General features: G+C 69.1%; 23 protein-coding genes. 12 read left to right on the forward strand and 11 right to left on the reverse strand.

What is annotated here, in order from left to right; genetic code table 11:
• Window positions 1-34: 34 nt before the first annotated feature.
• A complete protein-coding gene (locus tag ABZV40_RS24630) occupies window positions 35-1,378 on the forward strand; it encodes a PLP-dependent aminotransferase family protein (RefSeq protein ID WP_355445816.1) in 1,344 nt (447 codons plus the stop codon).
• Here ABZV40_RS24630 and ABZV40_RS24635 read toward each other — a convergent pair.
• Together ABZV40_RS24635 and ABZV40_RS24640 are read right to left on the reverse strand one after the other, a co-directional pair.
• The gene (locus tag ABZV40_RS24635; protein WP_355445819.1) at window positions 1,375-1,596 is read right to left on the reverse strand and encodes a hypothetical protein; all 222 of its coding nucleotides are present in this window, start codon (window positions 1,594-1,596) and stop codon (window positions 1,375-1,377) included. The two genes, ABZV40_RS24630 and ABZV40_RS24635, sit on opposite strands and share 4 nt — an antisense overlap.
• Window positions 1,597-1,662: 66 nt before the next feature.
• Window positions 1,663-1,797, reverse strand: coding sequence for a hypothetical protein (locus tag ABZV40_RS24640; protein ID WP_355445821.1), 135 nt, complete (start codon window positions 1,795-1,797; stop codon window positions 1,663-1,665).
• Window positions 1,798-1,887: 90 nt separating this feature from the next.
• On the opposite strand from ABZV40_RS24640, the gene ABZV40_RS24645 reads away from it, so the two are divergent.
• The 6 genes from ABZV40_RS24645 (at window position 1,888) to ABZV40_RS24670 (ending at window position 7,934) form a co-directional block, all read left to right on the forward strand.
• Window positions 1,888-3,417, forward strand: a complete 1,530-nt coding sequence (locus tag ABZV40_RS24645; protein WP_355445824.1) for an ATP-dependent DNA ligase — start codon at window positions 1,888-1,890, stop codon at window positions 3,415-3,417.
• A 153-nt stretch (window positions 3,418-3,570) separates the two neighbouring features.
• Window positions 3,571-4,350 (forward strand): GNAT family N-acetyltransferase, encoded by a 780-nt coding sequence (locus ABZV40_RS24650; protein ID WP_355445827.1) that lies wholly within the window; start codon window positions 3,571-3,573, stop codon window positions 4,348-4,350.
• Window positions 4,350-4,727 carry a DUF6210 family protein gene (locus ABZV40_RS24655; protein ID WP_355445830.1) on the forward strand — a complete coding sequence of 126 codons (378 nt, stop codon included), beginning with the start codon at window positions 4,350-4,352 and terminating at the stop codon, window positions 4,725-4,727. Before ABZV40_RS24650 ends, ABZV40_RS24655 begins: the two co-directional genes overlap by 1 nt.
• Window positions 4,728-4,770: 43 nt before the next feature.
• Window positions 4,771-6,210, forward strand: coding sequence for a GuaB1 family IMP dehydrogenase-related protein (locus ABZV40_RS24660; protein WP_355445832.1), 1,440 nt, complete (start codon window positions 4,771-4,773; stop codon window positions 6,208-6,210).
• Window positions 6,211-6,213: 3 nt separating this feature from the next.
• A complete protein-coding gene (locus tag ABZV40_RS24665) occupies window positions 6,214-7,167 on the forward strand; it encodes an ABC transporter ATP-binding protein (RefSeq protein WP_355445835.1) in 954 nt (317 codons plus the stop codon).
• Entirely contained in the window at window positions 7,164-7,934 is a 771-nt protein-coding gene (locus ABZV40_RS24670) for an ABC transporter permease (RefSeq protein ID WP_355445838.1), read from the forward strand. The genes ABZV40_RS24665 and ABZV40_RS24670 overlap by 4 nt, the downstream gene beginning before the upstream one ends.
• A gap of 60 nt (window positions 7,935-7,994) precedes the next feature.
• Here the strand turns inward: ABZV40_RS24670 and ABZV40_RS24675 are convergent, their stop codons facing one another.
• Both ABZV40_RS24675 and ABZV40_RS24680 read right to left on the reverse strand, forming a co-directional pair.
• A complete protein-coding gene (locus tag ABZV40_RS24675; RefSeq protein ID WP_355445841.1) occupies window positions 7,995-9,287 on the reverse strand; it encodes a PhoH family protein in 1,293 nt (430 codons plus the stop codon).
• Window positions 9,288-9,687: 400 nt separating this feature from the next.
• The gene (locus ABZV40_RS24680) at window positions 9,688-10,938 is read right to left on the reverse strand and encodes a DUF885 domain-containing protein (protein WP_355445845.1); all 1,251 of its coding nucleotides are present in this window, start codon (window positions 10,936-10,938) and stop codon (window positions 9,688-9,690) included.
• A 213-nt stretch (window positions 10,939-11,151) separates the two neighbouring features.
• On the opposite strand from ABZV40_RS24680, the gene ABZV40_RS24685 reads away from it, so the two are divergent.
• Together ABZV40_RS24685 and ABZV40_RS24690 are read left to right on the forward strand one after the other, a co-directional pair.
• Complete coding sequence (locus tag ABZV40_RS24685; RefSeq protein WP_355445848.1) at window positions 11,152-11,427, forward strand: hypothetical protein; 276 nt, start codon at window positions 11,152-11,154, stop codon at window positions 11,425-11,427.
• An 88-nt stretch (window positions 11,428-11,515) separates the two neighbouring features.
• On the forward strand, window positions 11,516-11,785 hold the full coding sequence (locus tag ABZV40_RS24690; protein ID WP_355445851.1) for a hypothetical protein: 270 nt from the start codon (window positions 11,516-11,518) through the stop codon (window positions 11,783-11,785).
• A 57-nt stretch (window positions 11,786-11,842) separates the two neighbouring features.
• Here ABZV40_RS24690 and ABZV40_RS24695 read toward each other — a convergent pair whose 3' ends face one another.
• Window positions 11,843-12,625 carry an isoprenyl transferase gene (locus ABZV40_RS24695; protein ID WP_355445854.1) on the reverse strand — a complete coding sequence of 261 codons (783 nt, stop codon included), beginning with the start codon at window positions 12,623-12,625 and terminating at the stop codon, window positions 11,843-11,845.
• A 77-nt stretch (window positions 12,626-12,702) separates the two neighbouring features.
• Between ABZV40_RS24695 and ABZV40_RS24700 the strand changes: the two genes are divergently transcribed.
• Complete coding sequence (locus tag ABZV40_RS24700; protein WP_355445857.1) at window positions 12,703-13,374, forward strand: hemolysin III family protein; 672 nt, start codon at window positions 12,703-12,705, stop codon at window positions 13,372-13,374.
• A gap of 4 nt (window positions 13,375-13,378) precedes the next feature.
• Here the strand turns inward: ABZV40_RS24700 and ABZV40_RS24705 are convergent, their stop codons facing one another.
• Together ABZV40_RS24705 and ABZV40_RS24710 are read right to left on the reverse strand one after the other, a co-directional pair.
• Window positions 13,379-13,672, reverse strand: a complete 294-nt coding sequence (locus ABZV40_RS24705; RefSeq protein WP_355445860.1) for a hypothetical protein — start codon at window positions 13,670-13,672, stop codon at window positions 13,379-13,381.
• The gene (locus ABZV40_RS24710) at window positions 13,662-15,056 is read right to left on the reverse strand and encodes a class II fumarate hydratase (protein WP_355445863.1); all 1,395 of its coding nucleotides are present in this window, start codon (window positions 15,054-15,056) and stop codon (window positions 13,662-13,664) included. Before ABZV40_RS24710 ends, ABZV40_RS24705 begins: the two co-directional genes overlap by 11 nt.
• A 63-nt stretch (window positions 15,057-15,119) precedes the next feature.
• Between ABZV40_RS24710 and ABZV40_RS24715 the strand changes: the two genes are divergently transcribed.
• Window positions 15,120-16,088, forward strand: coding sequence for an NAD(P)/FAD-dependent oxidoreductase (locus ABZV40_RS24715; protein WP_355445866.1), 969 nt, complete (start codon window positions 15,120-15,122; stop codon window positions 16,086-16,088).
• A gap of 70 nt (window positions 16,089-16,158) precedes the next feature.
• On the opposite strand, the gene ABZV40_RS24720 is transcribed toward ABZV40_RS24715, so the two are convergent.
• Window positions 16,159-16,620, reverse strand: a complete 462-nt coding sequence (locus ABZV40_RS24720; RefSeq protein ID WP_355445869.1) for an Lrp/AsnC family transcriptional regulator — start codon at window positions 16,618-16,620, stop codon at window positions 16,159-16,161.
• A 110-nt stretch (window positions 16,621-16,730) separates the two neighbouring features.
• On the opposite strand from ABZV40_RS24720, the gene ABZV40_RS24725 reads away from it, so the two are divergent.
• Entirely contained in the window at window positions 16,731-17,669 is a 939-nt protein-coding gene (locus tag ABZV40_RS24725) for a Glu/Leu/Phe/Val dehydrogenase dimerization domain-containing protein (protein ID WP_355445872.1), read from the forward strand.
• A gap of 8 nt (window positions 17,670-17,677) precedes the next feature.
• On the opposite strand, the gene ABZV40_RS24730 is transcribed toward ABZV40_RS24725, so the two are convergent.
• From ABZV40_RS24730 to ABZV40_RS24740, 3 genes are all read right to left on the reverse strand, one after another.
• The gene (locus tag ABZV40_RS24730) at window positions 17,678-18,091 is read right to left on the reverse strand and encodes a L,D-transpeptidase (protein WP_355445875.1); all 414 of its coding nucleotides are present in this window, start codon (window positions 18,089-18,091) and stop codon (window positions 17,678-17,680) included.
• Between the two features lie 31 nt (window positions 18,092-18,122).
• A complete protein-coding gene (locus tag ABZV40_RS24735; protein WP_355445878.1) occupies window positions 18,123-18,677 on the reverse strand; it encodes a L,D-transpeptidase in 555 nt (184 codons plus the stop codon).
• Between the two features lie 132 nt (window positions 18,678-18,809).
• Window positions 18,810-19,577, reverse strand: coding sequence for a serine protease (locus tag ABZV40_RS24740; protein ID WP_355445881.1), 768 nt, complete (start codon window positions 19,575-19,577; stop codon window positions 18,810-18,812).
• Between the last annotated feature and the right edge of the window lie 62 nt (window positions 19,578-19,639).

Consider the following 19,639-nt stretch of genomic DNA (forward strand, 5'->3'; position numbering starts at 1 on the left):
GCGCCGAACTGGTCCAGGTTTAAGCTCCACTTCCATGGTCGCGAACTGGACCACTTTTCGGGAGCTGCTGTTGCCGGGGCACCAGCGGCGGCGCGGGGTCGAGGTCGAGCTGCGCCGGGCCATCCGCGACGGGCGGCTCACGCCGGGGACGCGGTTGCCGTCGAGCCGGGACCTGGCGGCGCAGCTCGGGGTGGCGCGCGGGACCGTCACGTCGGCCTACGCGCAGCTCGTCGCGGAGGGGTATCTCACCAGCAGGCGCGGGTCGGGGACGACGGTCGCGAGCCTCGGGCCCGCCGACGAGTGCGGTGTGCCGGAACCGCCGGAGCGGTGGCGGTTCAACCTCCGGCCCGGGTTGCCCGCGTTGGGCGCTTTTCCTCGTGCGGAATGGGTTGCGGCACATCGGGCGGCGCTCGCGGAGCTGCCCGACGACGACCTGGCGTACCCGGATCCGGCCGGGTTCGCGGGGCTGCGCAAGGAGATCGTCGACTACCTGGCGCGGGTCAGGGCCGTCGTGGCGAAGGACGCGGTGATCACCAACGGCTCGGCGGACGGGCTTCAGCTCGTTGCCCGCCTGGTGCGCGGCAGCATCGCGATCGAGGAACCGAGCCACTTCGGCGGCGAGCACATGCTGCAGTCGCACGGACTCAACACCGTGCCGATTCCGGTGGACGACAAGGGGATCAGGGTCGATCTTCTGTCCAAAACGGACTGCCGGACCGTGCTGGTGACGGCGGCGCACCAGTTCCCGCTGGGCGTGGTGCTGCATCCGGAACGCCGGCGGGCGCTGGTGGAGTGGGCGCGCGAACGCGACGGGCTGATCATCGAGGACGACTACGACGCCGAGCATCGGTACGACCGGCCGGCGCTCGGGGCGTTGCAGGCCTTGGCGCCGGAGCACGTGGTGTACCAGGGGACGACGAGCAAGGTGCTGGCGCCGGCGTTGCGGCTCGGGTGGCTGGTGGTGCCGGAGCGGCTGCGCGAGGGAATCGTGGAACGCAAGAAGTACAACGACATGGGCACCGCGACGATCCCGCAGGCCGCGTTCGCGCACATGCTGCGGACGGGCGGCTATGACCGCCATCTGCGGCGCACGCGCGCGCTCTACCGGAAGCGGCGGGACGCGCTGTTGGAGGCCGTTGCGGAGTACCTCCCTGCGTGGCAGCCCATCGGCGTCGCGGCCGGGTTGCACGTCGTGTTGCGCATGCCCGACGGGACGGACGACCTCGCGTTGAAGAGCAGGCTTGCCGAGCGTGGGGTGCACGTGTGGGCGTTGGCGCAGTACACGCGCACGCCGATGTGGCCCGGGTTGGTGCTCGGCTACGCGGCACTCACGCCTGACCGCCTGCGCGAGGCGGTCAGGGAGATCGCGGCGGCCTAGAGCATGTGTTCGCTGTGGATGAAGGGTTCCTTCATCCACGTGAGGTCCAATGCCAGGAACTTGAGCGGCGACGCGTTGCGCCGTTCATCCCGGTCGGGTTCGCCGCTCCCGCCGGGCGTGCCAGATCTGCCGCACTGCCGTGCACCCGTGCGATCAGGCTTCGCCAGGCGCGTGGCGACGTGGATGAAGGCGCCCTTGACCCACACCAGGTGGAGCAAGGAGCCCTTCATCGACAACAGGCGCGCCGCGCTTGGCGCGTCTGGGACGAGTCGCGGGCCAGTGGCCTAGAGGATGTGCTCGCGCTGGGTCTCGACGGTGCCGTCGCCCAGGATGTGCTCGCGCTTCTCGCCGATGCCAGGCGTGAGCGTGGTGACGGCGGCGACGAGCAGGATGGCAGCGACGATCTTGAAAGCCCGCATGGCGCGATAAACCCCCAGGTAGAACGGTTGTCGCGGTCAGCCTAGCCTGAGCCTCCAGAAATTGTCAGTGCTCGGGTGCACCATGAGACCGTGCTCCTTTCCGAACTGGTCGACACGTCGGCCGCCGTGGCGGCGACCCGATCGCGCCTGGCCAAGGTCAAGGCGTTGTCGGCGTTGCTGCGCGCGGCGTCGGCCGACGTCGTGGTCGCGGTGGTGTCGTTCCTCATCGGCACGCCGCGGCAGGGCCGCATCGGTGCGGGCTGGCGGACGGTCTTCGACCTGTCCGTGCCCCCGGCGGCCCAGGCCGGTCTCACGGTCGCCCAGGTCGACGCCGCGCTCGCCGAGGTGGCCGGGACGTCCGGCAAGGGCTCGGCGCAGCGCCGGGCTGACCTGCTGGCCGCCCTGTTCGGCCGTGCCACCGCGGCGGAGCAGGACTTCTTACGCCGCCTGCTGACCGGTGAGCTGCGCCAGGGCGCGCTGGAAGGCGTGATGCTGGACGCGATCGCCTCGGCCGCGGACGTGCCGGGCGAGACGGTGCGGCGGGCGTTCATGCTGTCCGGCCGGTTACCGGAGACGGCGGTGGCCGCGCTGGACGGCGGCGCGGCGGCACTGGAGGCGTTCCGGCTGGAGGTCGGCCGTCCTCTGCGGCCGATGCTCGCGTCCCCGGCGGAGTCGCTCGACGAGGCGCTGACCGAGCTCGGCAGCTGCGTGGTGGAGCACAAGCTCGACGGGGCGCGCATCCAGGTGCACCGCTCCGGCGACGAGGTGCACGTCTACACCCGCACGTTGCGCGAGATCACCAAGACGGTGCCGGAACTGGTCGAGCTCGTCCGCGGCCTGCCGTGCACGTCGGTGGTGCTCGACGGCGAGACGCTGGCGCTGACCGACGAGGGGAGACCCCGCCCGTTCCAGGAGACGATGAGCCGGTTCGGCGCGCAGGACGAGCGCGAGCTGCTCCTGCACCCGTACTTCTTCGACTGCCTGCACCTCGACGGCGAGGACCTGCTGGACGAGCCGTTGCGCGACCGCCTGGCCGCATTGCGCCAGGTGGCGGGCCGGCACGTCATCCCGGGCGCGCTCGACCCGTCACCGGAGGAGGCGGCGTCGGTGGTGACGGCCGCTCTGTCCGCAGGCCACGAGGGCGTGATGGTGAAGTCGCTGTCCTCGCCCTACGCGGCCGGCAGACGAGGCCGCGCCTGGCAGAAGGTGAAGCCCGTCCACACCCTCGACCTGATCGTGCTCGGCGTCGAGTGGGGCAGCGGCCGCCGCCGCGGCTGGCTGTCGAACCTGCACCTGGGCGCCCGCGATCCGGACGGCGGCCCGCCGGTGATGGTCGGCAAGACCTTCAAGGGCCTCACCGACGAGCTGCTCACCTGGCAGACCAAGACCCTGCAGGAAATCGCGACCTCGCAGAACGACTGGGTCGTCATGGTCCGCCCGGAACTGGTGATCGAGATCGAGCTGGACGGCGTGCAGGTCTCGCCGCGTTATCCGGGCGGCGTCGCCCTGCGCTTCGCCCGCGTGGTGCGCTACCGGCCGGACAAGGACACCTCCGAAGCCACGACGATCGAGGAGGTGAGAGCGCTTCTGCCCGCTGCCCGACCGAATCCCGAAGCCTGACGCCGCCTGATCCGCGTTGTGTGCTGCCGCCGCGCGGCGTGAGGCCGCTCCCGCGTCCTCGCTGAACCCCGATGCCGCTCGGCGCGGTGGCAGCGTCCAGGACGACTGAAAATCGCGTGCGGCTCCCCGGCCCCGAGCAATAGCGTCGGGCCGGTGACCGATGCTGCCGCGCTGCTCCGCGCGTTCGACGACCAGGCCCGTTCCGCGGAGTGGACCTTCCCGGACCCCGACGCCCAGGTCGACCAGGACGGGCCGGTGTTCCGGGTGTCCTGGCCACGTCGGCGCGGCTTCGTGGCCGGACCGACCCACCTCGGCGTCGCAGGCACCGAGCTCGACGAGATCATCGCGCGGCAGCGCGACTTCTTCACCGCGCGCGACCAGAGCGTCGAGTGGAAGACGTGGGGGCACGACACGCCCGTCGAGCTGCCCGAACGGCTGCTGGCCGCCGGGTTCGTGCACGACAGCGCGGAGACCGTGGTGGTCGGGCTCGCGGAGGAGATGGTCGCGCCGGTCCACGTCGACGGGATCGTCCTGCGCGAGACGAAGGACGAAGACGACATCCACCGGCTCGTGGCGGCGTCGAGCGAGGCGTTCGGCAAGGACGTCGGCTTCATGGTGCCGTTCCTGCTCGACAAGAAGGACGACCCGAACACCGTCATCGTCGTCGCCGAGGCCGATGGGCGTGTCGTGTCGTCCGCGCGGCTGGAGATCGTGGCGGGGACGGAGTTCGCGGGGCTCTGGGGTGGCAGCACGCTCGCGGAGTGGCGCGGCAGGGGCATCTACCGGGCGCTCATCGCGTACCGGGCAGAGGTGGCGCTGCGTCGCGGCGCGAAGTACCTGCAGGTCGACGCCAGCGAGGACAGCAGGCCGATTCTGGAGCGGCTCGGGTTCGTCAAGGTCACGACGACCGCCGGGTACGTCTGGACGCCGTGATGAGGTACGTCGATCTCGACCCGTTCGAGACGGGCGGCTGGCTGGCCGTCGTCGTGAGGGCGAAGACGGGGGTCACCTACCGGCAGCAGTACGGCGGGACGGCCTGCCGTCAGGGTGAGGTGGAGGGCTACCTGGTACCGCTGCACGCCCCTGAGCTGCTCGACGAGCTCGTCGAGCTGTTCGACGTCAAGCGCGCCGGTACCCGGAACGACAGCTGGCGGCACCGGCTGAGCAAGGCCGTCGGCGGTGTGTGGTTCGGCGGCAGCGAAGGCGAGGGCGAGCTGCGGCTCGGGGAGATCGGCGAGGTCGACGAGGCGTGGGTGCCGGTCGTCACGCCGGACGGGCCCGCGGTGCTGATGTGGTGCAACTCCGACTGAGTGCGCATGCCCAGATGAGACGCACCGCGTATCGTGGAGGCACGTGCGGTTCATCGAAGGGCATCGACCCTCTTACGACCTGACCTACGACGACGTGTTCCTCATTCCCGGCCGCAGTGCCGTGGAGTCGCGGTTCGGCGTTGACCTGTCCACCTCGGACGGCACCGGGGCCACCATCCCGATCGTCGTCGCCAACATGACGGCCGTGGCCGGGCGGCGGATGGCGGAGACCATCGCGCGGCGCGGCGGGCTCGTCGTCATCCCGCAGGACGTGCCCACCGAGGCCGTCGCGGAGATCATCGCGTGGGTCAAGGCGCGGCACACGGTCTGGGACACCCCGTTGACGCTCACCACGGGCGACGCGGTGGCGGACGCGTGGAACCTGCTGCACAAGCGGGCGCACGGCGCGGTGATCGTCGTGGACGACGGCAACAGGCCCATCGGCGTCGTGGACGAGGCGGCGCTCACGGGCGTCGACCGGTTCACGCGCATCGGCGACGTGATGAACACCGACATCCTGCAGCTGCCGCTCGGCACCAAGCCGCAGGACGTGTTCGACCAGCTCCACCACAGCACCCACAAGGTGGCGCTCGGCATCGACGACGAGCAGCGGCTCAGCGGCGTGCTGACCGAGCTGACGGCGCTGCGGGCCGAGATCTACAAGCCGGCCACCGACGACGACGGCAAGCTCCGGGTCGCCGCCGCGGTCGGGGTCAACGGCGACGTGCGGGCCAAGGCCGAAGCGCTGATCAAGGCCGGGGTCGACGTGCTGGTCGTGGACACGGCGCACGGCCACCAGGAGAAGATGATCACCGCGCTGAAGGCCGTGAAGGAGGCGAACCCGAGCGTGCCGGTCGCGGCGGGCAACGTCGTCACCGCGGAGGGCGTGCGGGACCTGGTCGAGGCGGGCGCGGACATCATCAAGGTCGGCGTCGGGCCCGGCGCGATGTGCACCACGCGCATGATGACCGGCGTCGGACGGCCGCAGTTCAGCGCCGTCGCGGAGTGCGCGAAAGAGGCGCGCAGGCTCGGCAAGCACGTGTGGGCCGACGGCGGCGTGCGGCACCCGCGCGACGTGGCGCTGGCGCTCGCGGCCGGTGCCAGCAGCGTCATGGTCGGCAGTTGGTTCGCCGGCACCTACGAGTCGCCCGGTGACCTGCAGCGCGACGAGCGCGGAAACCTCTACAAAGAATCTTTCGGAATGGCCTCGAAACGCGCTGTCACCGCCCGTACGCGCAGCGACAACGCGTTCGACCGCGCGAAGAAGGGCCTGTTCGAAGAAGGCATCTCGACGTCGAAAATGCGCTTGGACCCGGTGCGTCCGAGCGTGGAGGATCTGCTGGACGCGATAACGTCCGGCGTTCGCTCGGCCTGCACGTATGCCGGCGCGACCTCGCTGGAGGAATTCCACGACAAGGCAGTTCTCGGCATCCAGTCCGCAGCCGGCTTCGCGGAAGGACGGCCGCTGCCAGGGGGTTGGTGAGAAATGGACGAAGCGGTAGAGGTAAGAGATCTCCGCAAAGTCTATAAAACCGGACAAAAACCGGCGGTGGACGGGCTGAGCTTCACCGTCCGCCGCGGTGAGGTCTTCGGACTGCTCGGCCCGAACGGCGCGGGCAAGACGACCACGGTCGGCGTCCTGACCACGCGGGTCCGCCCCACTTCGGGGCAGGCGCTCGTGGAAGGCGTCGACGTGGTCGCCGACTCCAAGCGGGCACGGCAGCTGCTGGCTGTCGTGCCGCAGCGCAACAACCTCGACCGCTCGCTCAACGCGCGGCAGAACCTGCTGTTCCACGCGGCCTACCACGGCATCGGGCCCGTGGAGCGCAAGAAGCTCGCCGACGACATCCTCGAACGGATGGGTCTGAAGGACCACCAGAAGGCGCTCGTCGACACGTTGTCCGGCGGTCAGGCACAACGGCTGATGATCGCCCGCGCGCTGATGCACCGCCCGAAGGTGCTGTTCCTCGACGAACCGAGCACCGGCCTCGACCCGCAGGCCAGGCTCTTCGTCCACGAACGCATCGCGGCACTGCACGCGGACGGCGTCACGGTCGTGCTGACCACGCACGACATGGACGAGGCCGCCAAGCTCTGCGACCGCGTCGGCATCGTCGACCACGGCAAGCTGCTCACCCTCGACACGCCCGCCGAGCTGACGAAGAACCTGCCCGGCAGCAACACCGTCAGCGTCACGGTCGGTCTGAACGGCCACGAGCCCGCCAAGATCACCCAAGCCCTGTCCGAAGTGGACGGTGCGCAGCGGGTGGAGGAGGTCGGCAGCATGTTCCGCGTCTACACCGACTCGGACACCTCGGTCACGTTGCCCGCGGTGCTGAACGTGCTGCGCGACCTCGACGTCGTCGTCAGCGACGTCGCGATCGGCAAGCCCAGCCTGGAAGACGTCTTCATCCACCTGACCGGCAGGGAGCTTCGGTGAGCCAACTCAGGACGTTCCAGGCGATCCTCTGGCGCGACGTCTTCGTCACCGGCCGCGAGCTGCCGAGCTTCCTCGCGCAGGTGATCATCCAGCCGTTCTTCATCCTCTTCATCTTCGCGAAGGTGCTGGGGGACATCGGCTACGTCCAGAACGACTTCGCGCAGGTGCTGTTACCCGGCATCATCGCGATGAACGGGTTCCTGGGCGCGTTGCAGAACACGACTCTGCCGCTGGTGCTGGACTTCTCGTGGACGCGGGAGATCGAGGACCGGCTGCTCGCCCCGATCTCGATCCCGCTGGTCGCGGTGGAGAAGATCGTGTTCGGCGCGATCCGCGGGTTCTTCGCGGCGGTGCTGATGGTGCCGGTCGGGTTCGTAATGCTCGACGTGTCGTGGCCGTGGGAAGGAATTCCCGGCGCGCTCGTCGTGATCGTCCTCGGCTGTCTGGCCGGCGGAAGCGTCGGCATGGTCATCGGCACGTCGGTGCCCGCACGCCGGGTCAACGTGATGTTCGCGGTGATCCTGACGCCGTTGCTGTTCACGGGTTCCTCGCAGTTCCCGTGGCGGTCGCTGAGCGATGATCTGCTGTGGTTCAAGGTGATCTGCGCGCTCAACCCGTTGACGTACGTGAGTGAGGGCATGCGCGCGAACCTCGTGCCGAACGTGCCGCACATCCCGTTGCCGATCGTGCTGCTCGTGCTCGTCGTCGCGATCGCCGGCTTCGGCGGCCTCGGTCTGCGCGGCTTCATGAAACGCGCGCTGGACTAGGAAAAGATGAACGGCGCTTTTGTCCACCTCAGGCGGACAAAAGCGCCGTTCATCGTCCTTCTACGAGGCGTAGTCCTCCAGCATCTCGGTGACGAGAGCCGCGATCGGCGAACGCTCCGAGCGGGTCAGGGTGACGTGCGCGAAGAGCGGGTGGCCCTTCAGCTTCTCGATCACCGCGGCCACGCCGTCGTGCCGGCCCACCCGCAGGTTGTCGCGCTGCGCCACGTCGTGCGTCAGCACCACCCGCGAGTTGCTGCCCAGCCGGGACAGCACGGTCAGCAACACGTTGCGCTCCAGCGACTGCGCCTCGTCCACGATCACGAAGGAGTCGTGCAGCGAGCGGCCTCGGATGTGGGTGAGCGGCAGGACCTCGAGCATCCCGCGGTCCAGCACCTCCTCCAGCACCGCCTGGCTCACCAGCGCGCCGAGGGTGTCGAACACCGCCTGCGCCCACGGCCCCATCTTCTCGTTCTCGCTGCCCGGCAGGTAGCCGAGCTCCTGGCCGCCGACCGCGTAGAGCGGGCGGAAGACCACGACCTTGCGGTGCTGCCTGCGTTCCATCACCGCTTCGAGGCCGGCGCACAGCGCCAGCGCCGACTTGCCGGTGCCCGCACGTCCGCCCAGCGAGACGATGCCGACATCGGAATCGAGCAGCAGGTCCAGTGCGATCCGCTGCTCAGCGGACCGTCCGTGCAGTCCGAACGCCTCCCGATCTCCGCGCACCAGCCTGATCTGCTTGTCCGCGGTCACCCGGCCCAGAGCGCTCGACGTGCCCGCCAGCAACCGGAGTCCGGTGTGGCAGGGCATTTCCGCGATGTGCTCCAGGTCCTCGTACTGGGTGGGGTCGACGACGTTCTCCTTGAACAGGCTGTCCACCAGGGACTGCGGAACGTCCAGATCGGACATTCCCGTCCAGCCTGACAGGGTGACGTCGTGCGCCCGGTACTCCTCCGCCGGCAGGCCGACCGATCCGGCCTTGACCCGCAGCGGCATGTCCTTGGTCACCAGGGTGACGTTGCGCCCCTCAGCAGCGAGGTTGAGGGAGCAGGCGAGGATTCGGGCGTCGTTGGAGTCCGTTCGGAAACCTGATGGCAACACCTCCGGGTCGGAGTGGTTGAGCTCGACGTGCAAGGTGCCTCCCAGATCCCCGATGGGGATCGGTGAATCGAGGCGACCATGCCGCAAGCGCAGGTCGTCGAGCAGGCGCAGGGCTTCCCTCGCGAACCAGCCCAGTTCGGGGTGGTGGCGCTTGCCCTCCAGCTCGCTGATCACCACGAGCGGCAGCACGACCTCGTGCTCCGCGAACCTGGTGGGGGCGAGAGGGTCGGACAGCAGTACCGACGTGTCCAGCACATATGTCGTGATGGCTGGAGCGGCGGACTTGCGCCTGGGGGAGGAACTGCGCGATGAGCCTGAGGAACGGCTCGCGGGACGTCGTGCGTTCACGGCAACTCCCTCACGAACGCGGCACCCGCGTCCGCTCCTCGCTGGGCCAGGCACAACCCTGATTGATCGTCTTGCCTTCCGCCGGTGTGGCGTCAGGCAGGTCGACCACGAGGGCCGGGTGCCGGCCCCCTCGCGACGTTGTCTGCCACGATCAGAGCCTCCCTGCGCGGTCCGCAGTGGTCGCGTCCCGCCGGTTTCGAAGTTACCTGCGGAAGTACCCCGTCTGCATGAAGCCACACAGGTGAATCCGGATTTGTCATCTGCCGGAAAACCTCCCGAAACGTGACCGCAGCCGTGTTTTTGCTGGTCAGATGGTGTTTTCCTGGGTGTTGCGGGCGAGCCACGACAGGCCGTCGCGGATCTGCGATTCGAGTGATTTCGGCACCAGAGGCTCGTCCAGGAGCCGCAGATAGCGGTCGTCGAGCGACTCTCCGGGCGCGCGGACGTCGAGCCACGCCCGCACGAGGCGCACTCCTTCGACGTACGTGGTCGTGTACGCGCGCCACAGCGGATCAGCCAGAAATCGGACCATCTGCCGGGCACGGCGGTCGGGGACTAGCAGCCACCTGCGCAGATGCGCAACCACGTCCTCCTGATCCGCGCCACGATCGTGTAGCAGCAGGGCGGCGTCCTGGCGCACGGTGAGCAGGCCCGCCGTCGCCGATTCCACCTTTTCGGACAGTTCGCCGTCCATTCGCAACCCGAGGTCGCGGAAGATCTGCTCCGCCCAGCCGCCCCAGCCCGGCCCGACCGCGGCGTGCAGGCCGAGGTCGGCCATGCCCTCGGCCATCAGGCACTGCGGCGTGTTGATCAGGAAGATCGACTGCTCGGCGTGGCCGCGCTTGCCGACCAGGCCGGCCTCCTTGCGGCAGTGCTCGGTGTGGTGGCCCGGATAGGACTCGTGCGCGACCAGGTGCGGCAGGTTCGACATGCGGTGGCCGAGGTCCGCGTTGATCGCGACCCTGCTGCGGTAGCCGCCGAGGTAGTAGTTGAAGCCGCTCCACGGTCTGTTCGTGACGATCTGGTACTCGACGATCTCCTGCTCGGGCAGGGCGTACTTGCGCCGCACCCGGTCCCTCAGGGCGCTGGAGACGGCCTGCACGGCGCCCTGGAGCCTGCGCACGGGCACCTCGTCGGCCGTGCGGAAGGCGTGCAGGCGTTCCGGCAGCGAGCCGGGGCCGGGCAGCAGCACGTCGAGGTTGCGGTGCGCCTGGGCGTACGCGTCCTGGTCGCCGGGGTGGATGCGGACCTGGAAGTACCGCTCGACCTCGTCGACGAACGTGATGTGCTCGCCGGCGAGCTTGCGCGCGGTGCACTCCAAGGCGACGAGGTGCGCCTGGAGGAACTGCTTGCGCTGGTCGGCGAGGCCGGTGCCGGGCAGCTCGCGCAGGAGCTGCCGCGCGTGGCCCGCCAGCGCCTTGGGGTCCAGCCGCGGTTCGTTGTCGACGGCGCGGCTCAGCGCGGGGTCGCCGGTGAACGAGTCGACGAACCCGGACACCAGGCGCCCGAGCCGCAGCCCGAGAACCAGATATCCGCGTACGAGCTCGTCAGCGTCCATGAGTCGAAGAGCGTAGAGCCTCTACCACAGCGTCTTACTCGCGACCGAATCGTGAATCGAAGGCCACCTGATCGGGGAATGTTGTTGATCTTGTTGTCACACAATGGGGTCACGCGGGCCGCCAAACGAGATCAACACCGATAGCGTCTCCGCCCGGAGACCCCACCCTCCGGAGATCCCCGAAGACTCCGGAAATGACGGGGATGACCCGACATGAAGGAGAATGACGTGAAGAAGGCTTGTGCCGCGGTTGCCGCCGCAGCCGCGCTGTCGCTCGCGTTCGCCCCGGCCGCCATGGCGGGCGAGGCCCACAGCGGCGGCTACCACTGGAAGAACGGCCCGCTGCTGGTTCTGCTGAACGGCAACAACCTCAACGGCACGATCGGCGCCTGCGGCAACAACGTCGGCGTTCTCGGCGGTGCCGTGCCGATCAACTCGCCGTCGATCACCGAGACCTGCGCCGCCGGCGGAATCGTCGACGAGGGCTGATCTCCTCTTCAGTTCTGCCTCTGGGGGCGTCATTCATGGCGCCCCCAGATCTTTTTGAAACCCTTTTGACACTCTCCAAGGAGAAATCGTGCTGAAGAAGGCAGGCGCCGTTTTCGGCGCGGCGGCGAGCTTCCTGATGGTCACCGGCTCCCCGGCGATGGCCGTGAGCCACGAGTGGGAGAACGCTCCGCTGCTGATCGTCGGCAACGCGAACAACCTGAACGGTGTTGCGGGCGTGTGCGGCAACAACGTCGGTGTGCTCGGCGCGGCGGTTCCGGTGAACTCGCCCTCCATCACCGAGACCTGCGCGGCCGGCGGCATCGAGGACGGCTCCGAGTGGGGCCACGACGGCGAGTGATCTCGTCCTCGCGCTGAACAAGGGGCGCTCACCCTCGCGGTGGGCGCCCCTTGTCGTTCAGTTGCCGTACCTGCGGTGACGCTTGGCGTACTCGCGCATCGCCCGCAGGAAGTCCGTGCGGCGGAAGCCGGGCCAGTAGGCCTCGCAGAACCAGAACTCCGAGTGCGCCGACTGCCACAGCATGAACCCGGAGAGCCGCTGCTCACCGGACGTGCGGATGATCAGGTCGGGATCCGGCTGCCCGGACGTGTAGAGGTGCTCGGCGATGTGGTCGACGTCGAGGACCTCGGCCAGCTCCTCGATGGTGCCGCCCCGCTCGGCGTGCGACTGCAGGAGCTTGCGCACCGCGTCCGCGATCTCCTGCCGGCCGCCGTACGCCACCGCGACGTTGACCTGGATGCCGGTGCGGTCCTTGGTCTTGTTCGCGGCGTTGGTGAGGCGCTCCGCGTGTTCCGCGGGCAGCATGTCGATCGCGCCGACGTGCCGCACCCGCCACGGCTTGCCGTCCTCGGCCAGCTCGTCGGTGATGTCGGCGATGATGTCGAGCAACGGCGCCAGCTCGTCCGCTGGCCGGTTGAGGTTGTCGGTGCTCAGCATCCAGAGCGTGACGACCTCCACTTTGGCGTCACCGCACCAGTCGAGCAGCTCGAGGATCTTGCGCGCGCCGGCCCGGTGCCCGTGCGCGACGTCGGTGAACCCGGCTTCCCTGGCCCACCGCCGGTTGCCGTCGAGAACCACACCGACGTGCTTGGGCACCTGTGTGTTCTCGCTCAGCTCACGCCGGAGAATCCACTCGTAGAGGTGGATGGCGACGTTTTTCACACGGGTGCGGAGTGCCACGTCCGAACAGCGTACGCCGTGCAAGCTTCATCACTGACTCGCGGTCGGAAACCTACGGTCGCGTAACCTAGGAAGCCGTGACCACAGCGACCACACCTCCACAGCCCGGACTGCGGCCGCGCCTTCGTGGGTGGCTGCACTTCTGGTCGTTCATCACCTCGGTGGCGACCGGCGCGACGCTGATCGCGCTGGCGGCGTCCACAGTGTCCGCACGTGCCGCCCTGGCCACCTCCGTCTACGGGCTCACCGTCCTCGGACTCTTCGGTGTCTCCGCGCTGTACCACCGCGTGACGTGGAAGTCCGACCGCGTGCGCACGTGGATGAAGCGCCTGGACCACTCGATGATCTTCGTGTTCATCGCCGGCACCTACACCCCGTTCGCGCTGCTGGCGATGAACCCCGGCACCGGTCGCGTCGTGCTGGCCGTGGTGTGGATCGGCGCCGTGCTCGGTGTGACCCTGAAGCTGGCGTGGCCGCACGCGCCGCGGTGGCTCGGCGTGCCGATCTACATCGCGCTGGGCTGGGTGGCCGTGTTCGTGCTGCCCGAGCTGCTGCACCACGCCGGGGTCGCGGCGCTGGTGTTGCTGTTGGTGGGCGGGGCGCTCTACACCGTCGGCGCGGTCTTCTACGCCACCCGGTGGCCCAATCCGTGGCCGCAGGTCTTCGGGTACCACGAGTTCTTCCACGCCGCGACCGTGGTGGCCGCTATCTGCCACTACATCGCCATCTGGCTCGCGATGTACTCCTGACCTGTCAGTCGCCCAGGAACTCCATCGTCAGCGACCGGTCCGCGGCGCACGTCGCGGCAAGAGCGCGGAGGTCGTCGAACTGACGGCCCTCCGCGCCCACCGCGTCCAGTGCCGCGACGAAATCGGACATGTCGACGGAGCCCAGTTCGCGGTAGCCACACGGGTCGATGCGGTTCAGCAGCGGATGGTCCACCCGCTCCAGCAGTTCGCTGAACGCGCCGCCGCCGTCCGGCACCACACCGACCTCAGTCACTCGGCGCCGTGACTGCCTGCGGACCACCCGCACGTCAACGCCCACCGCGGGCCATCCTCAGCACGTCCAGCGCGGCGTCCAGCTGCTCCTCGGACAGCTTCCCCGGCACGTGACCGCGTTCCAGCACCACCTCGCGGATGGTCTTGCGCTCCTTCAGCGACTGCTTGGCGATCGACGCCGCCTCCTCGTAGCCGAGGTAGCGGTTGAGCGGCGTGACGATCGACGGCGACGACTCGGCGTACTCGCGCATCTGCGAGGCCAGCGCCTCCACACCCGTGAGGACCTTGTCGGCCAGCAGCCGCGCGACGGCGGACAGCAGGCGGCACGACTCCAGGACGTTGCGGGCGATGACCGGCAGCATCACGTTCAGCTGGAAGTTGCCCTGCGAGCCCGCGAAGGCGACGGCGGCGTCGTTGCCGATGACCTGGGCCACGACCATCATCGTGGCTTCCGAGATCACCGGGTTGACCTTGCCGGGCATGATCGACGAGCCCGGCTGGAGGTCCGGCAGGGCCAGTTCGCCCAGGCCCGTGCGGGGGCCGGAGCCGAGCCAGCGGAGGTCGTTGGCGACTTTGAACAACGCCACGGCGCTCGCGCGGAGCTGGCCGGAGATCTCGACCACGCCGTCCTGGGTGGCCTGGGCTTCGAAGTGGTCGCGGGCCTCGACCAGCGGCAGGCCGGTGGCGGAGGCCAGTTCGGCGGCGACGGCCGCGCCGAAGCCCTCCGGCGCGTTCAGGCCCGAGCCGACCGCGGTGCCGCCGATGGGCAGTTCCGCGAGGCGTGGAACCGAGGCCCGCAGCCGTTCCACCGAGTAGCGGACCTGCGACGCCCAGGCGCCCGCCTCCTGACCGAGGGTGATGGGCACGGCGTCCATCAGATGCGTGCGGCCGGACTTGACCAGGTCGGCCCAATCCGCGGCACGTGACTCCAGGACCGACGCGAGGTGCTCGAACGCGGGGATCACGTTCGTCACGACGGCCTCGGTGGCGGCCACGCGCAGCGTCGTCGGGAAGGTGTCGTTGGACGACTGCGAGGCGTTGACGTGGTCGTTCGGGTGGACGTCGCGCTGCAGGGAGCGGGTCGCCAGGGTCGCGATGACCTCGTTGGCGTTCATGTTCGACGACGTGCCGGAACCTGTCTGGAAGACGTCGACCGGGAACTGTGAGTCCCACTTGCCGTCGGCGACCTCGTCGGCCGCGGAGGCGATCGCCGAGGCCATGTCGGCGGGAAGGACGCCGAGCCGGGCGTTCACGCGGGCCGCGGCGCCCTTGAGCAGGCCCAGTGCCCTGATCTGGGCGCGTTCGAGGCCTCGACCGGAAATCGGGAAGTTCTCGACCGCGCGTTGTGTTTGAGCGCTCCACAATGCGTCGACCGGCACGCGGACCTCACCCATCGTGTCGTGCTCGACGCGGTACTCCTGTTCAGACATGCTTCCGAGTCTCTATGGTCGATCACAGCACTGCCACCCACCACTGGCAGAAGGGCACCACTCATGGAGCGTGACGTCGACCTCCTCATCGTGGGCGCTGGTCCCACGGGGTTGTTCGCCGCGTACTACGCAGGCTTCCGGGAAATGAACGTCGCCGTCGTCGACGCGCTGCCGGAACCGGGCGGCCAGATCACGGCGATGTATCCGGAGAAGATGATTTTCGACGTGGCCGGCTTCCCCGCGGTGCGCGGGCGCGACCTCGTCAGCGGTCTGGTGGAGCAGGCGGGGCAGTTCAAGCCGACCTACCTGCTCGGCCGCCAGGCACGCACGCTCGAGTCCACTGAGGACGGTCTGGTGGTCGGCCTCGCGGACGGCTCTGCGATCAGGACCAAGGCCGTGCTGATCACCGCGGGCATGGGTGAGTTCAACCCGCGCCCGCTGCCCGCCGGCGACGGCTGGCTGGGCCGCGGCATGGTGCACTTCGTGCCGGTGCTGGCCGAGCACGCCGGGCAGCACGTCGTCATCGTGGGCGGCGGCGACTCGGCGTTCGACTGGGCTCTCGCGCTGCACCCGATCGCCGCCAGCGTCACGATCGTGCACCGCAGGGCGAACTTCCGCGCGCACGCCGCGACCGTGCGGCAGGTGCGGGAGCTCGGCGTCGAGATCATCACCGACGCCGAGGTGCTGGCGCTGCGGGGCGAGCCGCTGTCCGAAGTGGACGTCAAGGTCAAGGGTGAGGACGTGAAGACGTTGCCCGCGCAGACCGTCGTCGCGGCACTCGGGTTCACCGCCGACCTCGGGCCGATCGAGTCGTGGGGCCTGGAGCTCGACCACCGCGCGGTCGTCGTCGACACCACGATGAAGACCAAGCTCGACCGGGTCTACGCGGCCGGCGACGTCGCGCAGTACCCCGGCAAGGTCAAGCTCATCGCCACCGGGTTCGGGGAGGCGGCGACGGCGGTCAACAACATCGCGGTCGCGCTCAACCCGTCCGCGCACCTCTTTCCCGGGCATTCCAGCGACGGGAGCTGACCGCGGCCGGCAGGAGCCGCGAGCACGGGAAGACTCGTGCTCGCGGGCCTGTTCGCCACCTGCGAGTGACTCAGGCGCGCGGCAGCGGGGCCGGGTCGTGCTTGGCCAGGTGCTGGAAGATGATCGACGTGCGGAAGCCGACGATCTCCTTGCGCTGGCTCAACCGGTCGACCAGGAACGCGTGCAGGTGCTCGTTGTCCTGAGCGCTGACGTGGATCACGAAGTCGTCGCTGCCCGCCATCACGAAGACCGACAGCACCTCGGGCAACTGGGCGGCGAAGGCCTTGAAGGCGTCGATCACGACCCGGCTCAACGGCCGCACCTGCACCGCCACCAGGGCCTGCACGCCGCGGTTCAGCGCGGCCGGTGCGATGTCGGCGTGGTAGCCGCGGATGACGCCGCGTTCGCGCAGCAGCCGGGTGCGTTCCAGACACGTCGACGGCGCCACGCCCACCTTGCGCGCGATGTCGCGGTTCGACTGCCGGGCATCGCGCTGCAGTTCCCGCACGATCGCCGAATCAAGTTCGTCCATCCCGCTCACCGGCCCCTTCTGCCGAACGAAGTTCGACACAGCACCGCAACCACTGGCGATCACCCTAACTTCGGGTCCCAAGCATGGCGGAAGTTCGGGGAGGAACGCAGATGTGGGAACACGAACAGCTCGTCGTCCGCACCGGGAAGCGGTCGGGGATGACCACGATGGTCGCCCTGCACTCGACCACGGCGGGACCGGCGGTCGGCGGGTGCAGGATGAAGACCTACGAGCGGTTCACCGATGCCGTCACCGACGTGCTGCGGTTGTCGAAGGCCATGACGCTCAAGTGCTCGGCGGCGGGAATTCCGCACGGTGGCGCCAAGAGCGTCATCGTCGTCGATCGACCGCTGACCCCGCAGCTGCGGCGGCAGGTGCTGCTCGACCACGCCGATCTGATCAACGAGTTCGACGGCGCCTACCGCGCGGGGCCGGACGTCGGCACGGGACCTGACGACATGGTGGTGCTCAGGGAACTGACGCCGTACGCCTACTGCCTGCCGGAGGAGCACGGCGGCACGGGGTCGTCGAGCGTGCCTACGGCGCGGGGTGTGCTGGCGGCGCTGAAAGCGGCGTCACGGCACGTCTTCGGCACGGACGACCTGACCGGGCGGAGGGTGGTGGTCAGCGGGTTCGGCTCGGTGGGGGAGCTGGTCGCCAGGTCGCTGACCGGTGCGGAGGTGATCGTGTCCGATGTGGACGAGAGCAGGCGGACCGACGAGTTCGGCTGGGTGCCGCCGGACCAGGCGTACGAGGTCGAGGCCGACGTGCTCGTCCCGGCGGCGGTAGGAGGCGTGCTGAGCCCGGAGACCGTGGCACGGCTGGACGTCCGGCTGATCGTCGGACCCGCCAACAACCAGCTCACCGACGACGGTGTCGCCGACCTGCTCGAGAAGCGCGGCATCGTGTGGGTGCCCGACCACGTCGCCGGCGCCGGCGGGGTGATCTACACCCTCGCCAGGGAGGACGACGGGATCGGGCACGAGGCCGCGATGAAACGGGTGGACCGCATCGAGGCCACTGTCGGGAAACTGCTCGGTGGTGCCTGAAGAGCCCGTCAGGGCAGCACCTGGACCTGCTCGCCGATCGCCAGGTTGTCGTAGAACACCAGCGAGGCGTCGGCGGGCAGCCGGACGCAGCCGTGCGACTGGACGTTCGTGTCACCCTGGTGGAACGCGATGCCGGTCGTGGTGAAGTACACCGCGTTCGGCATCGGCCCGTTGTACGGGCGGCTCCACTCGTTCTTCACCTTGCGCAGCACGGAGAACGTGCCGACCGGGGTCTCGTACCCCGGCTTGCCGTGGCTGACGTGAACCGGGCCGTAGCTCCGGACGCCGTTGTAGACGAGCCACGCCTGGTTGGTGTGCTTCTCCAGGCACGCTCCGTTGTAGACGGTGCAACCGGCCGCAGCCTGCGCGGGTACCGCGAAACCGAGGGTCAGGAGCACCGTCGCGACGAGAACTCGCATCATCACTCATCACCCCTCGATGAAGGGGTAACCACTACGGGACGACCTGAACCGTTTCGCCGATCGCGAGGTTCTGGAAGTAGTACTGGGCGGACTGCGGGTCCAGGTGGATGCAGCCGTGCGACGGCACGGTCAGCGAGCCCTCGTGGAACGCGATGCCGTTGTCGGTGAAGTACGTCGACCACGGCATCTCCGCGTTGTACGGGCGGCTCCACTCGTTCTTCACCTTGCGCAGCACCGGGAACTTGCCGACCGGCGTCTCGTATCCCTTGCGGCCGCTGGTGATCGGCACCGGTCCGTGGACGATCTTGTCGCCGCGCACGATCCACGACTGGTTCGTGGAGAGCTGGACGCAGGCGCCGTCGCTGATGTCGCACGGCGTCGGCTTCACCACCGGCGCGGGCGGGGGAGGCGGAGTCTCCGAAGAGGACGGTGGTGGCGTCGCGGAGGACGGCGCGGGCGTGGAAGAACTGGAAGACGGCGCCGAGGACACCGAAGTCGGTGTCGCAACAGGTGTTTCGGCGTGCACGGCCCCCTGTGCGCACCCCGCCACGGACATCAACGCGACCGCCACGAGCAGAACCCGCATCGCGCACCCCCTCAGTGATTCATCCTTTGCCGAAGAAGACGACCGGAGGATCACCCGGGTTGCACGGCGGAGGGCCCGCCTCCGTAACAGTTGGGAGACGGGCCCTCGGAACGCGTTTACCGGCCTACGGGACTACAGACCGCCCACGTTCGTGCTGACCCACGAGCGGTAGTACGCGACGTCCACGTAGATCGACGGAGCGGTCGCACAGGTCGGGCCACCACCGGAACGGCTGGTCGCGCCGATGAGCTCCCAGCGGCCGTTCACGGACTTCACCTGCGGGCCGCCCGAGTCGCCGTAGCAGGCGCCCTTGTTGCCGTCGGTGTTGTTCGTGCAGATTTCCGACGCCGCAGCGATGCCGGAGCAACGGCTGTCGGCGACGATCGACGTGTCGAGCTCCTGCAGGGTCACCGGAGTGCCACAGGCACCGCCGACCGGGCAGGTCTGGCCCCAGCCGATGATGCGGGTGGCGGTGCCGACCGGGCCGGACGCGGTCGAGACGGGCGCGGGCGTCTGGGTGACCGACGTGCCCAGCTGCAACAGCGCGAGGTCGGCGGACGGGTGCGTGACGATCCGCGAACCGCGTGCCGTGGAGCCGCCGCTGGTGTACTTGGTGGTGCCCACCCGCACGGTGATCGACGACGCCGACTTGCTGGCGACGCAGTGCTTCGCCGTCACGACCCAGTTGGCCTTGACCAGCGTGCCACCGCAGAAGTGGCTCCCGTTGCTCTGCAGGGAGACCATCCACGAGTAGACCTGGGTCGCGTTGTGCCCGCCGACGATCATCGGCGAGACCTCGCCGTCGGCGGTGGGGGCCGGAGCCGCGGTGGCCGCGGCGGCCGAGGCGAGCAGGGCGCCCGCGGCCACGGCGATTGCGGAGAACAACGAACGTGCCCTCATCGTTGAGTTTCCTTCCTGAACCCGGCGCAGGGTTGCCGGGGTCAGTTCGGAAACTAGGGACG

The sequence above is a fragment of the Lentzea sp. NPDC004782 genome (assembly GCF_040609115.1).
Lineage (GTDB): Bacteria > Actinomycetota > Actinomycetes > Mycobacteriales > Pseudonocardiaceae > Lentzea.

Coding starts and splice junctions, on each gene's coding strand:
- ABZV40_RS24725 (WP_355445872.1), top strand. CDS start 16,731: ATGTGGGAACACGAACAGCTCGTCGTCCGCACCGGGAAGCGGTCGGGG.
- ABZV40_RS24730 (WP_355445875.1), bottom strand. CDS start 18,091: ATGATGCGAGTTCTCGTCGCGACGGTGCTCCTGACCCTCGGTTTCGCG.
- ABZV40_RS24715 (WP_355445866.1), top strand. CDS start 15,120: ATGGAGCGTGACGTCGACCTCCTCATCGTGGGCGCTGGTCCCACGGGG.
- ABZV40_RS24720 (WP_355445869.1), bottom strand. CDS start 16,620: ATGGACGAACTTGATTCGGCGATCGTGCGGGAACTGCAGCGCGATGCC.
- ABZV40_RS24665 (WP_355445835.1), top strand. CDS start 6,214: ATGGACGAAGCGGTAGAGGTAAGAGATCTCCGCAAAGTCTATAAAACC.
- ABZV40_RS24710 (WP_355445863.1), bottom strand. CDS start 15,056: ATGTCTGAACAGGAGTACCGCGTCGAGCACGACACGATGGGTGAGGTC.
- ABZV40_RS24630 (WP_355445816.1), top strand. CDS start 35: ATGGTCGCGAACTGGACCACTTTTCGGGAGCTGCTGTTGCCGGGGCAC.
- ABZV40_RS24685 (WP_355445848.1), top strand. CDS start 11,152: ATGAAGGAGAATGACGTGAAGAAGGCTTGTGCCGCGGTTGCCGCCGCA.
- ABZV40_RS24680 (WP_355445845.1), bottom strand. CDS start 10,938: ATGGACGCTGACGAGCTCGTACGCGGATATCTGGTTCTCGGGCTGCGG.
- ABZV40_RS24735 (WP_355445878.1), bottom strand. CDS start 18,677: ATGCGGGTTCTGCTCGTGGCGGTCGCGTTGATGTCCGTGGCGGGGTGC.
- ABZV40_RS24640 (WP_355445821.1), bottom strand. CDS start 1,797: ATGCGGGCTTTCAAGATCGTCGCTGCCATCCTGCTCGTCGCCGCCGTC.
- ABZV40_RS24655 (WP_355445830.1), top strand. CDS start 4,350: ATGAGGTACGTCGATCTCGACCCGTTCGAGACGGGCGGCTGGCTGGCC.
- ABZV40_RS24740 (WP_355445881.1), bottom strand. CDS start 19,577: ATGAGGGCACGTTCGTTGTTCTCCGCAATCGCCGTGGCCGCGGGCGCC.